Annotated in this window: 16 protein-coding genes; 5 read left to right on the top strand and 11 right to left on the bottom strand. The window is 73.7% G+C overall.

Going from position 1 to position 19,605, the window contains the following annotated elements:
• Positions 1 to 30 precede the first annotated feature (30 nt).
• Both ABEB00_RS25920 and ABEB00_RS25925 read left to right on the top strand, forming a co-directional pair.
• Positions 31 to 687, top strand: a complete 657-nt coding sequence (locus ABEB00_RS25920) for a GOLPH3/VPS74 family protein (protein ID WP_345622633.1) — start codon at positions 31 to 33, stop codon at positions 685 to 687.
• A gap of 100 nt (positions 688 to 787) precedes the next feature.
• Positions 788 to 1,228 carry an ATP-binding protein gene (locus tag ABEB00_RS25925; RefSeq protein ID WP_345622635.1) on the top strand — a complete coding sequence of 147 codons (441 nt, stop codon included), beginning with the start codon at positions 788 to 790 and terminating at the stop codon, positions 1,226 to 1,228.
• 140 nt (positions 1,229 to 1,368) lie between these two features.
• On the opposite strand, the gene ABEB00_RS25930 is transcribed toward ABEB00_RS25925, so the two are convergent.
• Both ABEB00_RS25930 and ABEB00_RS25935 read right to left on the bottom strand, forming a co-directional pair.
• On the bottom strand, positions 1,369 to 1,911 hold the full coding sequence (locus tag ABEB00_RS25930; RefSeq protein ID WP_345622636.1) for a DUF1360 domain-containing protein: 543 nt from the start codon (positions 1,909 to 1,911) through the stop codon (positions 1,369 to 1,371).
• A complete protein-coding gene (locus tag ABEB00_RS25935; protein ID WP_425586567.1) occupies positions 1,895 to 2,911 on the bottom strand; it encodes a Rieske (2Fe-2S) protein in 1,017 nt (338 codons plus the stop codon). Before ABEB00_RS25935 ends, ABEB00_RS25930 begins: the two co-directional genes overlap by 17 nt.
• A gap of 293 nt (positions 2,912 to 3,204) precedes the next feature.
• Between ABEB00_RS25935 and ctaD the strand changes: the two genes are divergently transcribed.
• The 3 genes from ctaD to ABEB00_RS25950 all read left to right on the top strand — a co-directional run bounded on the left by ctaD (position 3,205) and on the right by ABEB00_RS25950 (position 6,841).
• On the top strand, positions 3,205 to 4,923 hold the full coding sequence (gene ctaD / locus ABEB00_RS25940; RefSeq protein WP_486389434.1) for an aa3-type cytochrome oxidase subunit I: 1,719 nt from the start codon (positions 3,205 to 3,207) through the stop codon (positions 4,921 to 4,923).
• The gene (locus tag ABEB00_RS25945) at positions 4,920 to 5,309 is read left to right on the top strand and encodes a hypothetical protein (RefSeq protein WP_345622638.1); all 390 of its coding nucleotides are present in this window, start codon (positions 4,920 to 4,922) and stop codon (positions 5,307 to 5,309) included. Before ctaD ends, ABEB00_RS25945 begins: the two co-directional genes overlap by 4 nt.
• A gap of 311 nt (positions 5,310 to 5,620) precedes the next feature.
• Positions 5,621 to 6,841, top strand: coding sequence for a PP2C family protein-serine/threonine phosphatase (locus ABEB00_RS25950; protein ID WP_345622657.1), 1,221 nt, complete (start codon positions 5,621 to 5,623; stop codon positions 6,839 to 6,841).
• A gap of 49 nt (positions 6,842 to 6,890) precedes the next feature.
• On the opposite strand, the gene ABEB00_RS25955 is transcribed toward ABEB00_RS25950, so the two are convergent.
• The 9 genes from ABEB00_RS25955 to ABEB00_RS25995 form a co-directional block, all read right to left on the bottom strand.
• Positions 6,891 to 8,456 (bottom strand): GMC oxidoreductase, encoded by a 1,566-nt coding sequence (locus ABEB00_RS25955; protein WP_345622639.1) that lies wholly within the window; start codon positions 8,454 to 8,456, stop codon positions 6,891 to 6,893.
• Positions 8,457 to 8,519: 63 nt separating this feature from the next.
• The gene (locus tag ABEB00_RS25960) at positions 8,520 to 9,389 is read right to left on the bottom strand and encodes an alpha/beta fold hydrolase (protein WP_345622641.1); all 870 of its coding nucleotides are present in this window, start codon (positions 9,387 to 9,389) and stop codon (positions 8,520 to 8,522) included.
• Complete coding sequence (locus ABEB00_RS25965; RefSeq protein ID WP_345622642.1) at positions 9,386 to 10,039, bottom strand: maleylpyruvate isomerase family mycothiol-dependent enzyme; 654 nt, start codon at positions 10,037 to 10,039, stop codon at positions 9,386 to 9,388. The genes ABEB00_RS25960 and ABEB00_RS25965 overlap by 4 nt, the downstream gene beginning before the upstream one ends.
• 125 nt (positions 10,040 to 10,164) lie before the next feature.
• Positions 10,165 to 11,547 (bottom strand): wax ester/triacylglycerol synthase domain-containing protein, encoded by a 1,383-nt coding sequence (locus ABEB00_RS25970; RefSeq protein WP_345622643.1) that lies wholly within the window; start codon positions 11,545 to 11,547, stop codon positions 10,165 to 10,167.
• Positions 11,540 to 12,487: an SDR family NAD(P)-dependent oxidoreductase gene (locus tag ABEB00_RS25975; protein WP_345622644.1), complete on the bottom strand. Its 948-nt coding sequence runs from the start codon at positions 12,485 to 12,487 to the stop codon at positions 11,540 to 11,542. Before ABEB00_RS25975 ends, ABEB00_RS25970 begins: the two co-directional genes overlap by 8 nt.
• Positions 12,484 to 17,292 (bottom strand): SDR family oxidoreductase, encoded by a 4,809-nt coding sequence (locus tag ABEB00_RS25980; protein ID WP_345622645.1) that lies wholly within the window; start codon positions 17,290 to 17,292, stop codon positions 12,484 to 12,486. Before ABEB00_RS25980 ends, ABEB00_RS25975 begins: the two co-directional genes overlap by 4 nt.
• Complete coding sequence (locus ABEB00_RS25985) at positions 17,289 to 18,596, bottom strand: acyltransferase domain-containing protein (RefSeq protein WP_345622647.1); 1,308 nt, start codon at positions 18,594 to 18,596, stop codon at positions 17,289 to 17,291. The genes ABEB00_RS25980 and ABEB00_RS25985 overlap by 4 nt, the downstream gene beginning before the upstream one ends.
• Positions 18,597 to 18,733: 137 nt before the next feature.
• Positions 18,734 to 19,168 (bottom strand): carboxymuconolactone decarboxylase family protein, encoded by a 435-nt coding sequence (locus ABEB00_RS25990; protein WP_345622648.1) that lies wholly within the window; start codon positions 19,166 to 19,168, stop codon positions 18,734 to 18,736.
• Positions 19,169 to 19,436: 268 nt separating this feature from the next.
• Positions 19,437 to 19,550 carry a cupin domain-containing protein gene (locus ABEB00_RS25995; protein ID WP_345622649.1) on the bottom strand — a complete coding sequence of 38 codons (114 nt, stop codon included), beginning with the start codon at positions 19,548 to 19,550 and terminating at the stop codon, positions 19,437 to 19,439.
• Between the last annotated feature and the right edge of the window lie 55 nt (positions 19,551 to 19,605).

Raw genomic sequence — 19,605 nt, forward strand, 5'->3', positions numbered from 1 at the left:
GTCCCGAACCGAAGACCCGGAGGACCTGGCATGCGAACGACACCGACCCTGCCCCAGCAGCTCTACCTGCTCTGCTACACCGTGGAGAAGGACAAGTTCACCCTCACCGACCTCCAGGGCCGCGGCCAGTTGCTGCGCGCCGGGGCGCTGACCGAACTGGCCCTGGCCGGATCGCTCAGCGCCGACGGAGGGAAGGTCGCGCGCGCCGGCGCCGAACCGCAGGACGATCCCTTCCTCACCGAGGTCTGGCGTGAACTGCCCGAGAAGCCGAAGGGCTGGCTCTCCTACGTGCACAACAAGGCCCACCGGGCCGAGAAGCCCGTCCGCGAGCAGCTCGCCGCGGCGGGCACGATCACCGTCCGGCACGAGAAGGGGCTGCGCAGGCTCGGCGTCGACCGGGCCACCGTCAACGATCCGCAGCAGGTGCTCGCCCTTCAGGAGCGGGTCCGGCACGCCGCGCTCGGCGACCTCGATCCGGCGGCGCTCCCGGCGGACGAGCTGACCATGGCGGTGCTGGCGGCCGAGGTCGAGGTGAAGAGCCTGTTCACCGGCAAGGAGCGCCGCGCGCACAAGCCCGCGTTCAAGGCGCTCGCCGCGCGGTACGACGGCATGGTGCCCGGCCTGCGCAAGGCGCTGCGCGACTCCTACCTGGCGAGCACGGTGGTCGGCGGCGGCTGGGGCGCGTGAACCCCGGCCGCGGGCCCGGCCGCCCGAGCCGGCTGTGGCATGGCCGACCCGCTGACGGGTACTGGGACCCCGCGTATACGGGGAATGAGGGCGAAGCCAGTTGGGACCCCACACCGACGGCAGCGACCGCACCGAGCAGGAGGAGTACCTGCTCCGTGCCGAGTACGACCTGGACGGCGACGACGGCTGCGTCGCGCGGGCCCGCCGGCACGCCGCGGCCTTTCTCGACCGGGCCCGCGACGACCACCGGCGCGACGTGAGCGCGCGGGTGCGGGAACTGTCGTCACTGGTCGTCAGCGAGCTGGTCACCAACGCCCGCAAGTACGCCCCAGGTCCCGTCCGGATGGAGCTGCGCCTCGGGGCCGACGGCATGGACATCATCGTGCGGGACGGCAACCCGGCCTTCCCCGTGCTCTGGGCGACCGACGCGGACAGGGTCGGCCGGCACGGCCTGGAGATCGTCGAGGCCGTCACCGCGGCCCTGCTCGTCGATCCGGAGCCGGCCGGCAAACGCGTCACGGCCCGCCTCAGCCTGCGCTGACCCTGCCCGCCGGTCGAGCCAGGGCCGGTCCCACGGCCCGGCGGCGCGTCCGGCCACCCGGCCGGTGGTCCGGCGCACCGCCCCGTCAGCCGTCACCGTCCACCCCGGCTTCCGCTCGTCAGGTCTCCGCTCCGCCGGTGTCAGTCACCGGTCGTCCTGTCCACCAGCGCGCTGTACGTCAACTGCAGCGCGTCCGCGCCGGCCAGCGCGGTGAGCGCCCCCATGGTGGTGCGGGTGGCGCGCGGCCAGAGCAGTTGGCCGGCGGTGAGGGTCGAGGCCACCCAGACGCTCATGCAGAACGGGCAGGTCAGCAGCTCACCGATGGTGTCCTTGCCCGCTCCGGAGCGGGCCTCCTCGTGCAGTTCGGCCGGCCCCTGGGGGCCCTGGAACGTGGTGAAGGGCGCGCGCAGCGGACTGGTCACCGACGCCTTGCTCAGCAGCCGGCTCAGCCGGAAGGTCGCCACCGCGGTCAGCGCCACGTCCCAGGGCACGGGCCGCTCCGGCAGCGGACGCCCGCGCAGCCTCACCACCGTCGCCCAGCCCGCCGTATAGACGCCGAAGACCGCCATGGCCGCCGCGTAACCACGCAGCGGGCGTTCCTCCCCCGCCGCGTAGGTGCGCTCGGTGTGCCGCAGCCGCCGCCTGAGGCGGTCCGCGAAACGGCCGTCAGCCGCTGTGCCCATGACCCCTGCCCTCATCCGTCCCCACACCCTCATCCGTCCCCGCACCCACACCCGCGCCCGCATCCGCACCCGTCCCCGTCCCCGCGCCCGGACCCGTGCCCATGCCGGTCCCGTCCGCGCGGCGCAGGGCGACCTCCACCCGTCCGTCGACGACGCGGGTGTCGAAGGCCGGCTGGGGCGCGGTGGCCGGGCCCGCGACGTTCCAGCCGTCCGAGAGCCGGAAGACGCTGCCGTGCCAGGGACACCGGACACACCCGTCGGCGACCGTGCCCTCCGACAGCGGTCCCGCCAGGTGGCTGCACCGCTCGGCAAGGGCGTGGAAGGTCCCGCCGATCTCGCGCACCACCAGGACCGGTACGTCGTCCACGGAGCGCCGCACCGGCTGCCCGGCGGGGAACTCGTCCACGGTGCCGATGCGGTGCCAGCCCTCCCCGACGACGTGCGGCACCTCCTCGACGTGGTTGGCACCGGACGCCTGCCGGTAGGCCAGGTGACCGCCGAGCATCCCGCCCAGACCGACCGCGGTCAGTCCGAGGAAGCCGTACGCCCGGCCCGCGCCGGTCCGCCCGGTGAGGCGGCACAGGAGGGAGGCGCCGTACAGACCCACGGCCGCCGTGTTGGCCACCGCGTGCACCAGCCCCACCCGGGTCTGCTCCCGGTGCAGCTCGGCCCAGTCGACCGCCCCCGCCAGCGCGGCGGGACCGGCCGCCGCCAGCCCGACGCCCACCAGGACGCCGGCCTCCCGGGACCGGCCGGGCAGCAGGTCGAGGACCGCGGCGGACATCCAGCTACCGACCGGCACCTGCACCATCAGCGGGTGCACGGGATGGCCGAGCCATCTGCCGTGCAGCCCGTCCCGGGCCCGGCCGAGCGGCAGCGCCCGTACCCTCCGGGTCAGTACGTCGATCGCCGCGTCCGCCCTGGGATCCCGCTCCAGGGCGTCCAGCAGCCACAGCATCCGGTTCTGCCCCGCACGGCGACGGCCTGGCTTTTCGCTCATGGGCGCAGGGTCCCCCCGGAAGCGGCGGACAAACAGCCGCTCCGGTCCGCGGCGTCCCCGGTCCCCGCCCGCCGGCGTCCGTTCCGCGCGGCCAAACGTTTCGCCGGTCCCGGCCAGGCGCCCGAACGGATGCATCGCTCAGCCATTCGGTCCCGCGTGCGCCGTGCGCCGGGGCCGTGAGCCAGGACCGTGGACTAACTTCCTCGCGTTCGGACACGCACTGCCCGGCGCCGCCACGAGGCGCCGTGCGGCCGCCCGGGCCACGCCCGACCACACCGTGATCGAGGACACCAATGGCGACACAAACGACCGAGCCACTCTCTCCGGTACCCGCGGCGGAGGGGCGACGCGGCAGGGGCCGGATGGTCATCTCCTGGCTCACCACGACCGATCACAAGAAGATCGGTCACCTCTACCTGATCACCTCGTTCGCGTTCTTCCTGTTCGCGGGCGTGCTGGCGATGGTGATCCGGGCGGAGCTGGCCCGGCCGGGTCTGCAGATCGTCTCCAGCGAGCAGTACAACCAGGCGTTCACGATGCACGGCACGATCATGCTGCTGCTCTTCGCCACCCCGACCTTCGCCGGGTTCGCCAACGCGATCATGCCCTTGCAGATCGGCTCCCCGGACGTCGCGTTCCCCCGGCTGAACATGCTCTCGTACTGGCTGTTCCTCTTCGGCGGGCTGATCGTGCTGGGGAGCTTCCTCACCCCGCAGGGCGCGGCCGACTTCGGCTGGACCGCGTACACCCCGCTGAGCGGTCCGACGCGCACCGCCTACGTCGGCGGCGACCTGTGGATCATGGGACTGGCCCTGTCCGGCTTCGGCACCATCCTCGGCGGGGTCAACTTCATCACCACCATCATCTGCATGCGCGCGCCCGGCATGACCATGTTCCGGATGCCGATCTTCACCTGGAACGTGCTGCTCACCTCGGTGCTGGTGCTGCTCGCCTTCCCGGTCCTGGCGGCGGCCCTGCTGGTACTGGAGGCCGACCGGCGCTTCGGGGCGCAGGTGTTCGCCGCCGAGAACGGCGGGGCCGTCCTGTGGCAGCACCTGTTCTGGTTCTTCGGCCACCCGGAGGTGTACATCCTCGCGCTGCCGTTCTTCGGCGTCGTCAGCGAGATCATCCCGGTCTTCGCCCGTAAGCCGATCTTCGGCTACACGGGCCTGATCGGCGCGACCATCGCCATCACCGGCCTGTCCGTGACGGTGTGGGCGCACCACATGTTCGCCACCGGCGCCGTCCTCCTGCCGTTCTTCTCGTTCATGAGCTTCCTCATCGCGGTCCCGACCGGCGTGAAGTTCTTCAACTGGATCGGCACCATGTGGAAGGGCTCACTGTCGTTCGAGCCACCGATGCTGTGGGCGGCCGGCTTCCTGGTCACCTTCCTCTTCGGCGGCCTGACCGGGGTCCTGCTCGCCTCGCCGCCGCTGGACTTCCACGTCACCGACAGCTACTTCGTGGTGGCCCACTTCCATTACGTGCTCTTCGGCACGATCGTCTTCGCGATGTTCGGCGGCTTCAGCTTCTGGTGGCCGAAGATGACCGGCACCATGCTCGACATGCGCCTGGAGAAGGTGCACTTCTGGACGCTGTTCACCGGCTTCCACTGCACCTTCCTGGTACAGCACTGGCTCGGCGCCGAGGGCATGCCCCGCCGGTACGCCGACTACCTGGCCGCCGACGGCTTCACCGCCCTGAACACCGTCTCCTCCATCGGCGCCTTCCTGCTCGGCCTGTCCACCCTGCCGTTCCTCTACAACGTGTGGAAGACCGCGCAGCGCGGCGAGCGCGTCAAGGTCGACGACCCGTGGGGGTACGGCCGCTCCCTGGAGTGGGCCACGTCCTGCCCGCCGCCGCGCCACAACTTCCACGCCCTGCCGAAGATCCGCTCCGAATCCCCGGCCTTCGACCTCCACCACCCGGCCCTGGCACAACGGGACCAGGAGGAGAACACCGGGCAGCGCGACGTGATCGACCCCGTCGGACACAAGCAGGACCCCTCTTGATCACGGGCCGGAGCGGACAGCCGCACGGCGGCCCCCCGCACGGCGGCCGGCCCCCGTCGGTCGCCGCCGAGGCCGAGGGGTACCTGCTGGCGCGGGCCCAGCACGAGGAGGCGTGCCGCGAGGCCGAGGAACTGTGCGCGCGCCTGCCCTGGCTCACCGGCGCACAGGCACAGGACGTCACCCGGCAGTACGTGCGCCGGCGCGCCGCCCTCACCCGCCGGATGCTCCTCGACACGGTCGCCCGCGCCGACGACCTGCGCCAGGAGTACGAGCGGCACTACGCGGACCTCCGCCGCGCCCTCCTCAAGGGCCACGCGGCCTGGGCCTGCGCCGTCCTGGCCGGGGCCGGTGGCCTGGGCGCCTGCGTCGGCCTGACCGCCCGCTGAGCGCGTCGCCGCACGCGCCCGCCGGGCCACCGGGCGGGGGCGGAACGGGACCCCGGAGAGGCGGAGCGCGTACCCGCACTCCGGGCTCCCGCCTCACTCGAAGGAGTGGGCGTCGACCGAACGGGCCGTCGACCGTCCGGGCCGTCCGGGTACGATCTATCCCGCCAGCCGGTACCACTCCGCCCGGCCCTTCACGCCACACAGACCCGCGCCCGGGTGGAGGAGAGGCGGAGTCCCCTACGGTCCGCCGCGATTGCTCAGGCGACAGCGGGAAAGAGGGTCGGAGACCCGTGGAGCCCGTGGAGGCCGATGTGACGCGTGACCGGACCGGACTGGCCGAGGTACTGGCGGCGGCGGAGGCGGCCGCGCCCGTGCACTCCCTCGACGTGGTGGCGCGCAACCTGCGCGACCGGTTCGGCGCACGGTCCGTGTCGTTCCTCTTCGTCGACGTCGTCGGCCGGCGACTGCTCCGGGTCACCGAGGAGACGGCGGCGCGCCAGGACCGCCACGGGAGCCGTATCCCCCTCGACGGCAGCCTCTACGACCAGGTCCTGCGCACCCAGAAGCTGGTGCGGGCCCCGAGCCGCGACCGGGGCGAGCGGGTGCTCGCGCCGGTCACCAACCGCGGCGACGCCATAGGCGTGCTGGAGCTGTTCCTCGACGACGTCGCACCGGACGCGCTGGACGAGATCGCGGAGGCGGCGCACGCGCTGGCGTACATCATCGTCACCGACCGCCGGTTCACCGACCTCTACCACTGGGGCAACCGCACCGCCACGGTCACACTGGCCGCCGAGATCCAGCGTCAGCTCCTGCCCTCGGCACCCTCCTGCGAAGCCGCCGAGTTCGCCCTCGCCGGCGCCCTGGTCCCGGCCTCCGACATCGCCGGCGACACCTACGACTACAGCCTCGACCAGGACATACTGCACCTGTCCATCACCGACGCCATGGGCCACGACGTCGACGCCTCACTGATGGCCACCCTCGTGGTCAACGCCTCCCGCGGCGCCCGCCGCGCCGGAGCGGACCTCGCCGAACAGGCCCGCCAGACCCACAAGGCCCTCCTCGACCACGGCCGGCGCACCTTCGCCACCGGCCAGTTGCTGCGCGTCGCCCTGGACGGGTCCGGCGCCCAGCTCGTCAACGCCGGACACCTCTGGCCGCTGCGGCTGCGCGACGGCGAGGTCGAGGAGGTCCCGCTCCGCATCAACCTGCCCTTCGGCGTCGTCACCCAGGGCGCCTACCTGGTGCAGGACATCGACCTGCGCCCCGGCGACCGCCTCGTGCTCTACACCGACGGCATGCAGGAACGCGAGGCGGCGTCCGTGGACCTGCCCGCCCTGATCCGCGCCACCGCCGACGAGCACCCCCGGGAGGCGGTGCGCGCCCTGGTCGCCGCGGTCAGCGACGCCTGCCACGGCGAGGTGAAGGACGACGCCACCGTGCTGTGCCTCGACTGGTACGGCCCGCACGCGGACGGCCGCCACACGGACGCGGGCTCCGACACGAGAGGCGACCGCCGGACCGCGTGACGACCCCCGCGGTCCGGCGACGGCCGGAGGACGCCGCCGGCCGCCCCGGTCACTGAAGGAAGTCCGTGACGAGGTGGTCGAGGCAGTACTCCACGACCGCGGCTATCGTCAGGGCGGGGTTGACGGCGCCGGTGCTTCCCGGCATGAGCGCACCGTCCAGGCAGTACAGCCCCGGATACCCGTGCAGCCTGCCGTGGGCGTCGGTGGCCCGGCCCAGCCGGACGCCGCCCACCGCGTGGGCGGTGACCGGCCGCGACGTCCGCAACGGGGTCACCTTCGCGTCCGGCAGGTGCCGGGCCACCTGCCGCACCACGTCCTCGACCTGTGCCCTCGCACCGGCCTCGTGGGCCGGGTCCCAGACGAGCCGGGTGCGGCCGTCCGGGGCCGCCACCCAGGTGCCGAAGCGGTCCGACAGGCCCATCCCCAGGCAGACCAGTCCACCCAGGCCGAACGGCGTGGTGAGCGGCGAGTGCATCACCCCGACCGTGCCGGCGGCGTCGTGCACCATGGTGGCGGAGGGGCCGCCCTGGACCGTACCGGCCGGCAGGGCCGCGGTCCGCAGCGCGGCGACGTGGTCCCCGTTCGCGCCCCAGCCCTCCCCGACGCGGGCGGACAGCCGCGGCAGCGCGCCGGTCTCCCGGGCCGCGGTCAGCAGACGGGGAGTGTGCACCCCGGCGGCGAGGATCAGCCGGTCGCAGCGGAAGACGACGCGTTCGCGCACGGTGCCGTCCTCGGCCAGGTGCTCGGTGACCACCCGGTAGCGGTCCGACCGGTCCAGCGACAGGCCGGTCACCCGGTGCAGCGGACGCAGCAGGGTCCGGCCGGTGGCCTCCGCCCGCGCCAGGTAGGTGCGGTCCACGCTCAGCTTGGCTCCGCTGTCGCATCCGGTGAAGTGGTACTGGCCGATCACCGCGGCCGGAGGCCGCACACCGCGCAGTTCGTCCCGTACGACGTCGAAGTCGAAGGTGCTGGTGATTCTCGTGGTCGGCAGCCCGCAGGCGCGCGCCGCCCGGTCGAAGACCTGGTGGGCCCGGTAGGGCGCTTCGGCCAGCAGGTCCTCGGGGAACGCCGCCCCGCCCAGCCGGCGCCGCGCCCGGGGGTAGTGGACCCGGTCGAGTCGCTCGTAGTCCAGTTCCGCCGGGAAGACCCGGTGGAAAGCCTCCGGCCGGGGCTGCGCCAGCACTCCCCCGTACACCAGGGTGCCGCCCCCGACACCGGCGCCGCACACCAGGATCGCGTTCTCCTCGGCGATCACGTCGAGCAGCCCGGTGGACCGCGGCAGGGCCGACCTGACCGCTTTGAAGAGGTGCGCCCACGGCGAGGCGCGCGGCGCGGTGAAGGGGGCGGAGTCGCGGTCCAGCCAGATGAGCCGCCGGTCCACCGAGGGAAAGGCGGGGAACGTCGTGCCCGCCGGAGTGAGGGGCCAGCGCCGCCCGCGTTCCAGCACCACGTTGCGTACGCCGGCCTGGGACAGCCGGAAGGCGGCGATGCTGCCGCCCACTCCCGAACCCACGATCACGACGTCGTGCCGTTCCTCACGGGACGGGGCGTCGCGGGCCCCGGTGGTGAGGTGTCGCGGCGGCTCCTCCGAGCCGCCCGTGCCCGGACCGGTCATGTGCGTTCCTCCCTCTCGTCCGTGTTTCTCCACCGCGGCTTCCGCGCCGTGCGTCGGTGGCCGTCAGGGGACCCGGTCGAGGCGGTCGCGCACGAACGGCCCGACGGCGTCCATGAAGTCGGTGTGCCGGTCCAGGTGGGCGACGTGACCGGCGCCCATGAGCACCACGAGTCTGCCGTTCGGCAGCTCACGGACCGCCGACCGTGCCTGCCAGAGCGGGAACAGGCAGTCGGTGGCGCCCCACACGACCAGGGTCGGAACCCGGATGTCGGCGAGCCGGTCCACCACGAGGATGCCGGGGCGCTGCCCGGTGAGGTTCGCGCCCTCCCGGAAGACCTCCAAGGAGGTCCGCACGGCCTGCCGCGAACCGGACAGCCGCGCCTGGGCCAGCCAGGTCTGCGGGGGGACCCGCCAAGGCTGCCGGAGCAGCAGCAGGCTGGAGAGGGCCATGGCGGCCTCGAATCCGGGTACGGCCGTGAGCCACGACACCAGGTCCGCCGCGCGGGCGGGCAGCACTCCGAGCGCGAGGGCCGCCGGATGGGCCGCCCGGCCGAGACCGCTGGCGTCGACCAGCACCAGCCGGTCCACCAGTTCGGGGTGGGAGAGCGCGAGTTCGGCGACGAGGAGGCCGCCGTAGGAGTGTCCGACGGCCGTGACGCCGTCGACGCCCAGCGCCTTGAGGAAGCCGGCGAGGAAGGACGCCACCCGCGGCGGTTCCACGCCGGGCAGCGGGCCGGTGCCGCCCAGCCCGGGAAGCGCCGGCGCCAGTACGCGGCAGGTGTCGCCCAGTTCCCGCATCACCGGGAACCAGTCGCGCGCGCTCGACGCGACGCCGGGCACCAGAAGCACCGGGGTGCCCGCACCGTGTTCGTAGTAGAGCGTGGAGACGCCGTCGACCAGGACCCGCCGGGCGGCGATCGGTTCGGGGCTCACCGGCTCGCCCTCCCAACCGGCCGGCCGGCCCGGTGACCGGGGCGCACCGGCTCGGACGAGGTGAAGCGCAGCTCCCCGGCCACGCTGTCACGTCCCGCCAGCCACATGCCCAACGCCTCGCTGCCGCCCAGCACTTCGGGCAGGCGCAGGGCTTCCGGCGGACCGAGCGGGGGGTGTCCGTCGGTGGGGATCACGCGGTACCTGAGGATGCGCAGGTTGGACCAGCTACTGAGCATGGCTCCGTCCCAGAGGATGTACGACGGCACGGAGAGCGGCAGGTCGCGGTCCACGCCCAGGCCGCGCACGATGTCCTGATGGTGGACCGCCAGGTCTCCCAGGGCGGTCAGAGCGGCCAGCCTGCTGCTCCAGGCGGGCCTTCGGGCCCAGGCGCGGGCCTCGGCCATGAGCCGGTCCCGGGACAGCCCGCGGGCTCGCCGCACCTGCCGCCGGTTGACTTCCGCGAGGTGGCGCCACGGACGGTAGAAGGTGAGGAGGCGGTCCACCCCGAGCAGGTGCCCGAGCACGTCTCGCGGCGACCATCCCGCGCAGAGGGTGGGTCCCGACTCGAAGACCTCGTCGGACAGGGTGGACAGGGTGTGCAGCAGGCGTATCCGTTCCGCCGGCAGTTCCGTTTCCAGAGGGAGCCGCACCGTTTCTCCTAGTGTTCGCCCCGCCGTCGTCCGGCGTCGCGGCGTCGCGCGCCGCCGGTGGCGGGATGGTGTGTACCGTGCGCGGGGTTCTTCCGGCCGTACGCCGAAGACCGCCCCCGAGGGCGTCACGCGTGGGCGAGTGTCTCCTCGAAGCTCTCCTCCAGGAAGCGCAGGAAGAGCCGCGGGTCGGTGACGGCCGCCGGGTCCAGGTTCGTGCCGATGCCGCACAGGTCGCCGTGCGAGGCCATGGAGATGTTGGCCGCCGCACCGCCGCGCGGCGCCCAGGGCACGGCGTTCACCACCCGTGCGCCCGCCGCCCGCGCGGTGCCCGGCAGCCCGGGGACGCTGGTGACCACCACGTCGACCGCGCGCAGCAGCGCCGGGGCCAGTGGCGCGTACAGCGGTCCGGGCACGAGCGCGCCCAGGTCGGCCATTACCGCGAAGACCCCTCTGGACACCGTGCCGCGCGCCTCGGTGACCGCGTGGTGCACGCGGAGCATGCGGGTCCGCGCGGACATGTCGCCGATCGGCCCCGGGATCAGCAGGCCGGCCACCAGGTTGCCGGCGCCCGTCTCGTGCCGCTCCCGGAAACTGATGGGGACGAGTACCGGCAGGGTGGCGCGGACCAGCCCGTGGTGGTCGTGGTACCGGTGGAACGCCCCCAGCACCGCCGAGACGTACGCGGAGGTCACCGACACCCCCGCCGCCCGGCCGGCCGCCTTCAGCCCGGCGAGCGGGACGGTGACCGTGTCGCAGTGGATCGCGGAGCTGCGCTCGGCGAGCAGCGGTGACGGGGACACCGGCTGGAGCAGTTGGGCGGCGACACGGCCGGCGAGCCGGGCCGCCCCACCGGCGGCGCCCGGCACCGACAGGGCGTGCACCCCCTCCCGCAGCACCGTGCGGGTGTCCCGCGCCAGACCGTGCGCGGCACGGGACAGGGCGGCAGGGGTGCCGAGCGCCGCGCCGGGCCGGCCGCAGCCGGGCGGCGGCGCGGCGGGCCGNCCGGGCGGGTCGGCGGCCATCAGGCGACGGACCGCGGCCACCATGGTGACCGCGTCGCCGAGACTGTGGTGCCACTTCAGGACGATGGCGGCCCGGTCCGTCTCATAGCCTTCGACCAGGGTGATCTCCCACGGCGGGTGGAGGGGGTCGAAAGCCGCCGACATCCTCCATTCGACCAGGTCCAGCAGCTCGCGCCGGCCTCCGCGAGCGGGCAGGCGCATGCGGTGCGCGTGCCGGGCCAGCCGGAAGTCCGGGTCCGGGGTCCACGCGGGCAGGCCCGTGCGCAGCGGTGCCTCCGCCACGCGGTGCGTCAGCCGGGGCAGCCGGCGGGTCGCCCCGGCGCAGGCCCGCAGAAAGGCGTCCCCTTCGGGGGCGCTCTCCAGGAACCACAGCCAGGCGACGTGGGGACGTGTCAGGGGGTCCTTGCTGAGCCTCCAGAACAGCGTGTCGGTGCCGTTCATGGGGCCGGGCGAGGTCCAACCGCCGTCCGGACGTGTCTCATTCATGAGCGGTGACCTCCGTACGGTCCGGACCGCGGTCCGGAGGGCGGCCGGGACGGCGGTGCGCGGGGGACGCGTCGGTGTCGCGCAGTCCGACCAGTTCCGCCGAGCGTTCCCAGACCGCGCGCCGCAAGGCCGGCCGGAGCCGCAGGGGCGCGGGCGGGAGCAGGCGGGCGACCGGCATCCAGGAGTGGAACCCGCCGCCGCGGCGGGCGAACTCCGGATCGCCCGCCAGCCGCAGGGCGGGCCGTGCGCCCTGCGCGGGGCTGCGGACCAGCGGTGTGTGTTCGGCGAGGGCGAGGAGCCCGGGCACCAGGGGGATGTTCCGGACGAGCCCGGTGGACACCAGGCCGGGGCACAGGGCGTGGGCGGTGACCCCGTACCGCGCCCACCGCCGCGCCGCCTCCTGGGTGGTGAGCACGTTCAGCAGCTTGGACCGCGCGTACACGTGCCATGAGCCGAGCGGTCCGTACGGCCGGGGATCGGCGAAGGAGTACGGGTCGAGGCGCAGGACGCTGCGGTGTGCCTCGGACGCCACCGTGACGACCCGGGACGGGGCGCCCTCGCGGAGCGGGTCGAGCAGGAGGTGGGTCAGCAGGAACGGGCCGAGATGGTTGGTGGCGATCATCCGGTCGAACCCGTCCGGGCTCACCGAGGGGTGGACGTCGTGCGTCCCGGCGTTGTTGACCAGCACGTCCACGCGGTCCCAGTGCCGGCGGATCTCCCGCGCGACGGAGCGTACGTCGTCGAGGACGGCGAGGTCCGCGACGAACAGGCGGATCTCCGGGTCCGGCCAGGAGCCGGCCAGCTCGGCCGCCACGGCCTCGCCCCTGCCCCGGTCGCGGCAGACCAGAGCCAGCGCGGCGCCGGCGGCCGCGAGCCCGTGGGCGATCTCCCTGCCGATACCGGAGGTCGCCCCGGTGACGACACAGCGCCAGTCCCTCATGACGCCCTCCGGCCGGCGAGGTCGGCCAGTTCGATCCCCGTCAGCAGGGTCAGCACCTGCCCGTCCGGCGTGGTGCCCCGGCAGGTCCCGCCGTCGTCGGACGACACCGTGAGCCCGTGTCCGTACCGCAGCAGCAGGTCGTGGTCGTTGGCGCCCTCCGTGGACAGCTCGATGTGCCCGATCGACCGGGGTACGAAGAACGGCTGGTGACCGGCGGTCGCCGGCCTGAGGGCGAGCGTCCGCAGGGCGGCGCACAGGAAGAGCGCCGGCGTGGTCAGGGTGCGCAGCCAGGGGTGTCCGGCCAGCGAGGGGGTCCAGGTGCCGTACGCCGTCGTGCCGTCCACCTGACAGTGCGACAGGTTGCGGAAGGGACCGCGCAGGGACACCGGAGCGCCCGGCGCGGCGTACGCGTCCCGCGCCGCAACCGGCGAGCGCGGGCGGGGGGCGGGATGTCGCGGGAGTTTCTCCCGCCGGTCCCGGTCCAGCAGTACGACGGCCTGGAAGTGCCGTAGCGCTCCCGGCCGCAGCGCGCCGCTCGGGTCGAGGGTGTCGGAGTGGACGCTCACCGCGACCGCGGTCCGCGGCGGGCCACTCTCGCCCGGCCGGTCCGGCAGGACGCGTGCGCGGATGCGCAGCGGGGCCGGCACCTTGCGGCTGAACGGACGGATGAAGGTGTCGAAGCGGGCGTCGCGGAACCCCGTCGTGACGGCGCCGGGTACGAGCGCCTCGGCGGCGTGCGCGGCGAGGTCCAGGACGAAGGTCGCCGGCACGGTCGGCTTCCCGCCGACCAGGTGGTCGAGGAGGTGGCGCTCCGGGTCCGGGTCCACCAGGTGGGTCCACTCCACGTCACCGGTGTCCGCCGGGCGCCGCTTCCACCAGGCGGGCCGCTGCCTGCCCGCGGGACACGGCGGCTGTTCGTCCCGGACCAGGCCGGGCCGGTGCTCCCGCAGCCGGTCGCGTTCGGCCGGTCCGAGGTAGACCGCGGCACCGCTGGCCAGCGGCGCCGCGCGCAGCTCCGCCAGGAACTGCGCGGCGCCCTCCTCGCTGGAGATCGGAGTGAACTGCCCCTGGCGGGCGACGTGTTCCTGGAACAGGTCGTCGGCTCCCATACCGGTCTGCCGCCACATGGTGAACCCGATGGTCACCTGCGCCGGCCCGGTCGCGGCCTCGGCCGCGGCCGCCAGGTAGGCGTTGGCGGACGCGTAGTCCGTGTCCCCGGGCGCACCGGCCGTCCCGGAGTAGGAGCCGATGTTGCACCACAGGCGCGGCGGATGGGACGCGAGGGCGGTTTCGAGGTGGTGATGTCCCAGGACCTTCGTGTCCCGTACCGCGCGGAACGCGTCGAGTGACTTGTTCCGCAGCAGTGTCGAGGCCACCTGTCCGGCGGCGTGCAGGACGAAGTCGACCCGCCCCTCGTCGCGCAGCACCCGGCCGACGACGTTCCGGACCCGGTCTTCGTCGGTCATGTCGCAGGTGGCGTACCGCACCTGGTCGTCACCGAACCGTGCTCCGAGGGCGCGCAGCGCACGGTGCACCTCGCGGTGGCGCAGGATCTCGTCCGCGTGCTCCACGACCTCCCGCGTGGACAGGTCCGGCAGTTCCTCCCGGAGCTGCCGGACGAGGTCGGTCCGCGTCGTGGCGTACGGTTCGCCGGTGGCCGTGCCGCCGTCCCGCGGTGCGGGGCCGTCGATCGGGGTGCGGCCCAGCAGCCACAGGCGTGGCCGCAACCGTGGCGGCAGCGCGCGGAGCAGTTCCCGCGCCAGCCCGCTGGTCCCGCCCGTGACGATGCCGACGCAGTCGTCGGGAAGCAGGTCGAACTCCGGTACCGCGTCCGGGAGCGGCGCGGGGTGCAGGACCTCGGTCCAGCGTTCGCCGCGCAGGTGGCGGACGACCGGCGGGGGCATGGCCGCGCCGGTACGCTCCGCCGCCACCCGGTGCAGCAGCGCGCCGTCCACCGCCTCGTCCGTGGTCACGGCGACCGCGACGGCGTCGGGCCGCTCCCAGCGCGCGCTCTTGACCAGCCCTTCGAACAGAGCGGCCGGTACGGCCGCCCTCGCCCGCGTCGCGCCGCCCAGCAGGACGGTCAGGGAGCTGTCCGGCCGCCAGCGCGGCCACAGCCGCCGCACCGCCACGAACGTCGCCTCGTGCAGGGCGAGGACGCGGTGCAGGGACAGGCCGGGCAGGTCACCGACCACGGTGAGGTGCGGCGCGGCACGATCGGCGGCCGTGAGCAGTGCGGCGTGGTCGTGGTCGGCCACCCGCCCGCCGGCGCCGGCCGGCAGGACGAACACCGTGGTGCCGCTCTCCCGCGCCTCGGCCTCGATCCGGGCCGCGGCTTCGGCGGACTCCGCGAGCAGCAGTCCTCGCGGCGGCAGGGACGCCTCGGTGGACCGGCCGGGGGCCGACGGCGCCGGTGGGGGCGGCGCCGCGCGGACGAAGCCTCGCGTGTACCGCGTCGTCAGGTGCGAGGCCGGGGGCGGAGCGGGCGGACGCGGGGTCCCGGCGGGCGAGACGGTCAGCACCGTGTCGTCGTGGCGGCCGGGCAACCGGACCGCGGGCCCGCCCGACTCCACGGCCCGCAGCAGGGCGACCGCGTGTTCCGCGGCGAGATAACTGCGTGCGGGCTCGGCCCGTACGGCCGCGGTACCGGCCCCGGCGATCGGCCCGGTGAGGGACAGCCGGGCCAGTGTCCGCCATCCCCGGCGTTCGGCCAGGTCCGCGGTGGTCACCGCGAGGAGGAAGGCGCCTTCGGCGAGGGGTGTCGTACCGGTTCCGGCCACGGCCGCGTTCGCCGGGGTGGCGTTGCCGTTGACCGCCAGTACCAGGGCGAGGTCCAGTTCACCCGTCCGCAGATATCTCCGGGCCACCCGGAGCGCGGTGAGGGTGCTGTCCACGCCGGCGTCCACCGCGAGGGTGGGACCGTGCAGGTCGTACCGGGCGGCGATGCGCGAAGCGATGACGTTGGGCAGCACGCCTGCCTGGGAGTCCTCCGTGCAGGCGGGGAAGTGCCGGCGCGTCGCCTCCAGCCGTCCGGCGGCGTCGGCGAAGTCCGGCCCGGCGCCGGGCCGGCCCAGGAGCACGGCCGCGTCGTGGGCGTAGCAGCGCACCGCGGTGCCGACGAGTCCGCGCGGCAGGCCGGTGTGGGCGGCTATCACCCCGGTCGTCTCGCGCAGGTCCGACCAGAGTTCGCCGTGTTCCCCGACGAGGCGCGCCGCGGCCTGCAACCCCATCAGTTGAGCGGGGTCGACGACGGGCAGGGTCCGGGCGGACAGCCGCACCTCGGACGGTCGCGCGGCGGGATAGGGGTCCGGGAACGACGCCGGGGGAGCGGCCGCGGCGCCGCGCAGCCAGTCGCGGACGGCGTCGGGGGCGGGGTCGCCGGGCAGGTGGGCCGCCCACGCCACCAGGACCAGGTCCGTCCCGGCCGGCCGGGACGGCGGCCCGGAGCGCAGGCCGGCCTCCTCGCCGCGGTCGGCGACCAGCAGGTGGGCGTTGGTGCCGCCGAAGCCGAACGCCGAGATCCCGACCGTGCGGCGCCCTCCGGGACGGGGGCCGAACCGCACCGGTCCCGCGGGTACGTCCAGGCCGGCGGGGGGTTCGTCCACGGCCTCGGACCGGCCGAGCTGGGCCGGCACCCAGCCGTGCCGCAGTCCCAGCAGCGCGTGGATCAGGGAGACGACGCCGGCGGTCCAGCCCGTGTGGCCGAAGACGGGTTTGTTGCTGGTGCAGAGCTGGCCCGACGCCGGTCCGAGAGCGGACAGCACCTGCGACTCCACCCGGTCGCCGGCAGCGGTGCCGGTTCCGTGCGCGATGACCCAGTCGACCTGGCCGGACGAGAGCGAGTTGACGGACCGGGCGCGCTCGATCGCCCGGCGCTGACCGGACGGATTGGGTGCGGAGATCGACTTCCCGCGGCCGTCCGCCGCCGCTCCGAAACCGAGCAGCACGCCGTGCACGGTGTCGTGGTCCTGCCGCGCCCGCCGCAGGGTCTTCAGCGCGACGATGCCCGCGCCGTCGCTGAACAGGGTGCCGTCCGCCGCCTCGGTGAAGGCCCGCACCCGGCCGCGCGGCGACAGGCCGCTCAACTTCGCGAACATCACCGCCATCGTGGGATCCACCACGGTGATGCCGCCGCAGTAGGCGATCTCGCACTCGCCGGCGAGGAGCGCCTTGGCTCCCAGATCGACCGCGTAGAGCGAGGACGCGCACGCGGTGTCCACGACGCACGACTCGGTCACCGGCTCGGGCAACCGGGCGAACACCTTGCGCACCACCGCGTCCGGTGTGGCCGCGTCGGCCAGCGGCAGGGCGTGCCGGTAGTGCGCGAGCAGCGCCGCCCGGACCCGCTCGGCCTGCCCGCTGTCCTCGACCGGGCGGGTGACGGCGTCCACGAACGCGGATTCGACGAGACTCTGACTGCCGCCCGGCCAGGCGCCGACGTACGCGGCGCACGGGCGGTCCGGGCCGGTACGGACGTGTTCGCGGGCCTGGAACAGCGCGTGCCACAGCCACCGCTCCGCGTCGTCCCGGCCGGGTCCGTCGCCCTCCTCCTTCTCCAGCTTCTCCAGATCGGGGTGCGGCCGCAGGTCGTGCAGGTACCCCGCCCGGCGCGCGTAGGTCTTGTCCTCCTCGTGCGGATCGTCGGACCAGAAGTGGCGCAGGTCGAAGCGGTCACCCGGTTCGCTGAAGGCGTCGCGCGTTCCGTTCAGCGTCCGCCACAGTTCCGCGGGGCTGCCGGCGCCCGGTACGGCCACTCCGATGCCCACCACGGCGATCAGTTCGTCGGATTCGTCGGCGGCCGTCATCGGCGCAGTTCCTCGACCAGTTCCGCTATTCGCTCCAGCGTGGTCGCCTCGGCACGGCGTTCGCCCTGGACGTCCGGCAGGCGGTACTGGCGGCGGACCCGTTCGAAGAGCGCGGTCTGCTTCGCCGAGTCCACGCCCAGGTCCGCCTCCAGGTCGATGTCCGCGGTGAGCATCTCGGCCGGGAATCCGAGGTCGTCGGCGTACAGCGCGGCCAGTTCGCCCAGCAGCTCGGGCCGTCCGCCGGACTGCGCGTCCTCGGCGGCGAGGGCCGGTTCGGTTTCCGGCGGGTCTGCCGCCTCGCCCGGTGCGTGGTGGTCGTCCGGTTGCCACCGGGTGCGGACACCGGCTTCGTCGAGGGCCGCCGCGATGCCGTCCAGGTCACCGCGGCTCGGCAGCAGCGGGACGGCGACGGCCGCGGTGGGAAGCGAGGAGCGGACGATCCCGCTGAGCGCCTGCCGCGCACCCGCCTCGACGAAGAGCCGCGTGCCCTGCCGGAACAGGGTGAGCAGCGCGTCGTAGAACGGCACCGGGGCGATCATGTTCCGTTCGACGACCTCGCGGGCGTCCTCGGCGCCGACGACGTGACGTCCGAGGATCGGGGAGAACACGGGCGTGCGGGGAGCGCTGATCACCACGTCCGCCGTGGCCTGCCGGAACAGGTCCGCGGCGTCGTTCAGCAGGGGATTGTGGAAGGCGTACCCGGCGCGCAGCCGGGTGGCCCGGATGCCCAGTTCCGTCGCGGTCTTCTCCACCGTCTTCAGGGAGGGCAGCGGTCCGGAGAGGACGGTCTGGCCCGGACCGTTGTCGATCGCTGTGCGCAGCCCGGGTTCGTCCAGCAGACCCACCAGGTGGTCGGCCCGCCACGCGGCGATGTCCAGTGCCACCAGGCCGCCTTCCTCCGGCGCGGCCCGGCGGAAGGCCTCGATCCGTGCGCAGGCCATGCTCGCGACGTCGGCGACGGAGATCGCTCCCGCCGCGGACAGCGCGGCGAACTCGCCGAAGCTGTGCCCCATCAGGACGTCGGCCCGCACCCCGAGCCCGGCCAGCAGTTCGGCCGCCACCGCGTTGGTGGCGTAGATCGCCAGGTCCAGCCGGTCGCTGTCGCCCTCCAGGAGGTCCTGGAGGGAGGGCGCGTCCCGGTCGAGGAGCAGCGCGGAGACCGGTTCGTGGCCCCGGGCGGTCACCACCTCGTCGATCGTCTCCAGCACCTCGACGGCCCTGGGGAAACGATTCGCCCGTTCGGCGAGGACGCCTGGCAGATAGGCGCCCTGCCCGGGGAAGAGGATTGCGGTCCGTACGGACATGAAGGCACCTTTCAGTGCTGGGGCTTTGGCTGGGGCTGGAAATGCCGCTGAGGTGGGAAATGGTGCTGAGGTGGGAAATGGTGCCGAGGTGGGAAATGCCGCTGCGGCTGGGAACGGTGCCGGGGGAGCGGGAGAATTCACCGTGCCTGCTGGTTCTGCGCCAAGGGCAGAACGCCTAGCTCCCCGTAGAATTGTTTCGCCGTTTCGACGGCGTTCAGGGCCCGCGGAAATCCCGCGTAGGCGCTGGTGTGCGCGAAGATCTCGATCACCTTCGACGGGGCGATCCCCAGGCGGTGAGCGATGCCGAGATGGAGCGTCAACTGGCTCTCCGTGTCGCCGAGCGCGGCGAGCACGGCCAGGGTCACCATCTCCCGTTCGGGGTGACTCAGGCCGGGACGGCGGTACAGCTTGTCGAAAACCGTCTCGATCACGAGGTCGGCGAGGTGGCCTCCGACCGGATCGAGCGAGTCGACGAACCCGGTGACCGCCTCTTCACCCGCCATGCTTTCGGCGGTCCGATAACCGGGGGGTGCCGCCTCGGGGTCTTCTCCTGTTTCAGGTGTGCTGGACATGTGCGCTCCAAGGCGTGTGGGGCGCCGGACCCCTTCGAATACGGAAGCGATACCGAAAGACTCACCCCGCGAAATGGGAAGCGCCATAGCCAACTTGGGTCAGCGCGCACACTGACCCGAATGCGCACGCCCCTGTGTGGCCCAGTACACCGGTGTGAATCGAATACACCCCGCTTCGCGGCTGTCGGCCGGAGCGGGGTGTCGTCTCACGCGGTGTTCCTCATGTCGACGGGCCGCCGGTGCCCGAGTGAGCGGGCGGGGCCATCGGTCACAGGATGCGGTAGTCGGCGTTGTCGAAACCCGGCGACACGACGCACGCGATCAGGGTCTCGGCGGGCTGCAGCGGCTGTGCCGCCTGCCACAAAGCCGGGCTGCCGCCCATTCGGTTACCATGCTCACTTAGACACCGTTTCTAATGGCGTGATCACTCGTTGAGT

Origin of the sequence: Streptomyces ziwulingensis (genome assembly GCF_039542605.1) — a bacterium.
GTDB lineage: Bacteria > Actinomycetota > Actinomycetes > Streptomycetales > Streptomycetaceae > Streptomyces > Streptomyces ziwulingensis.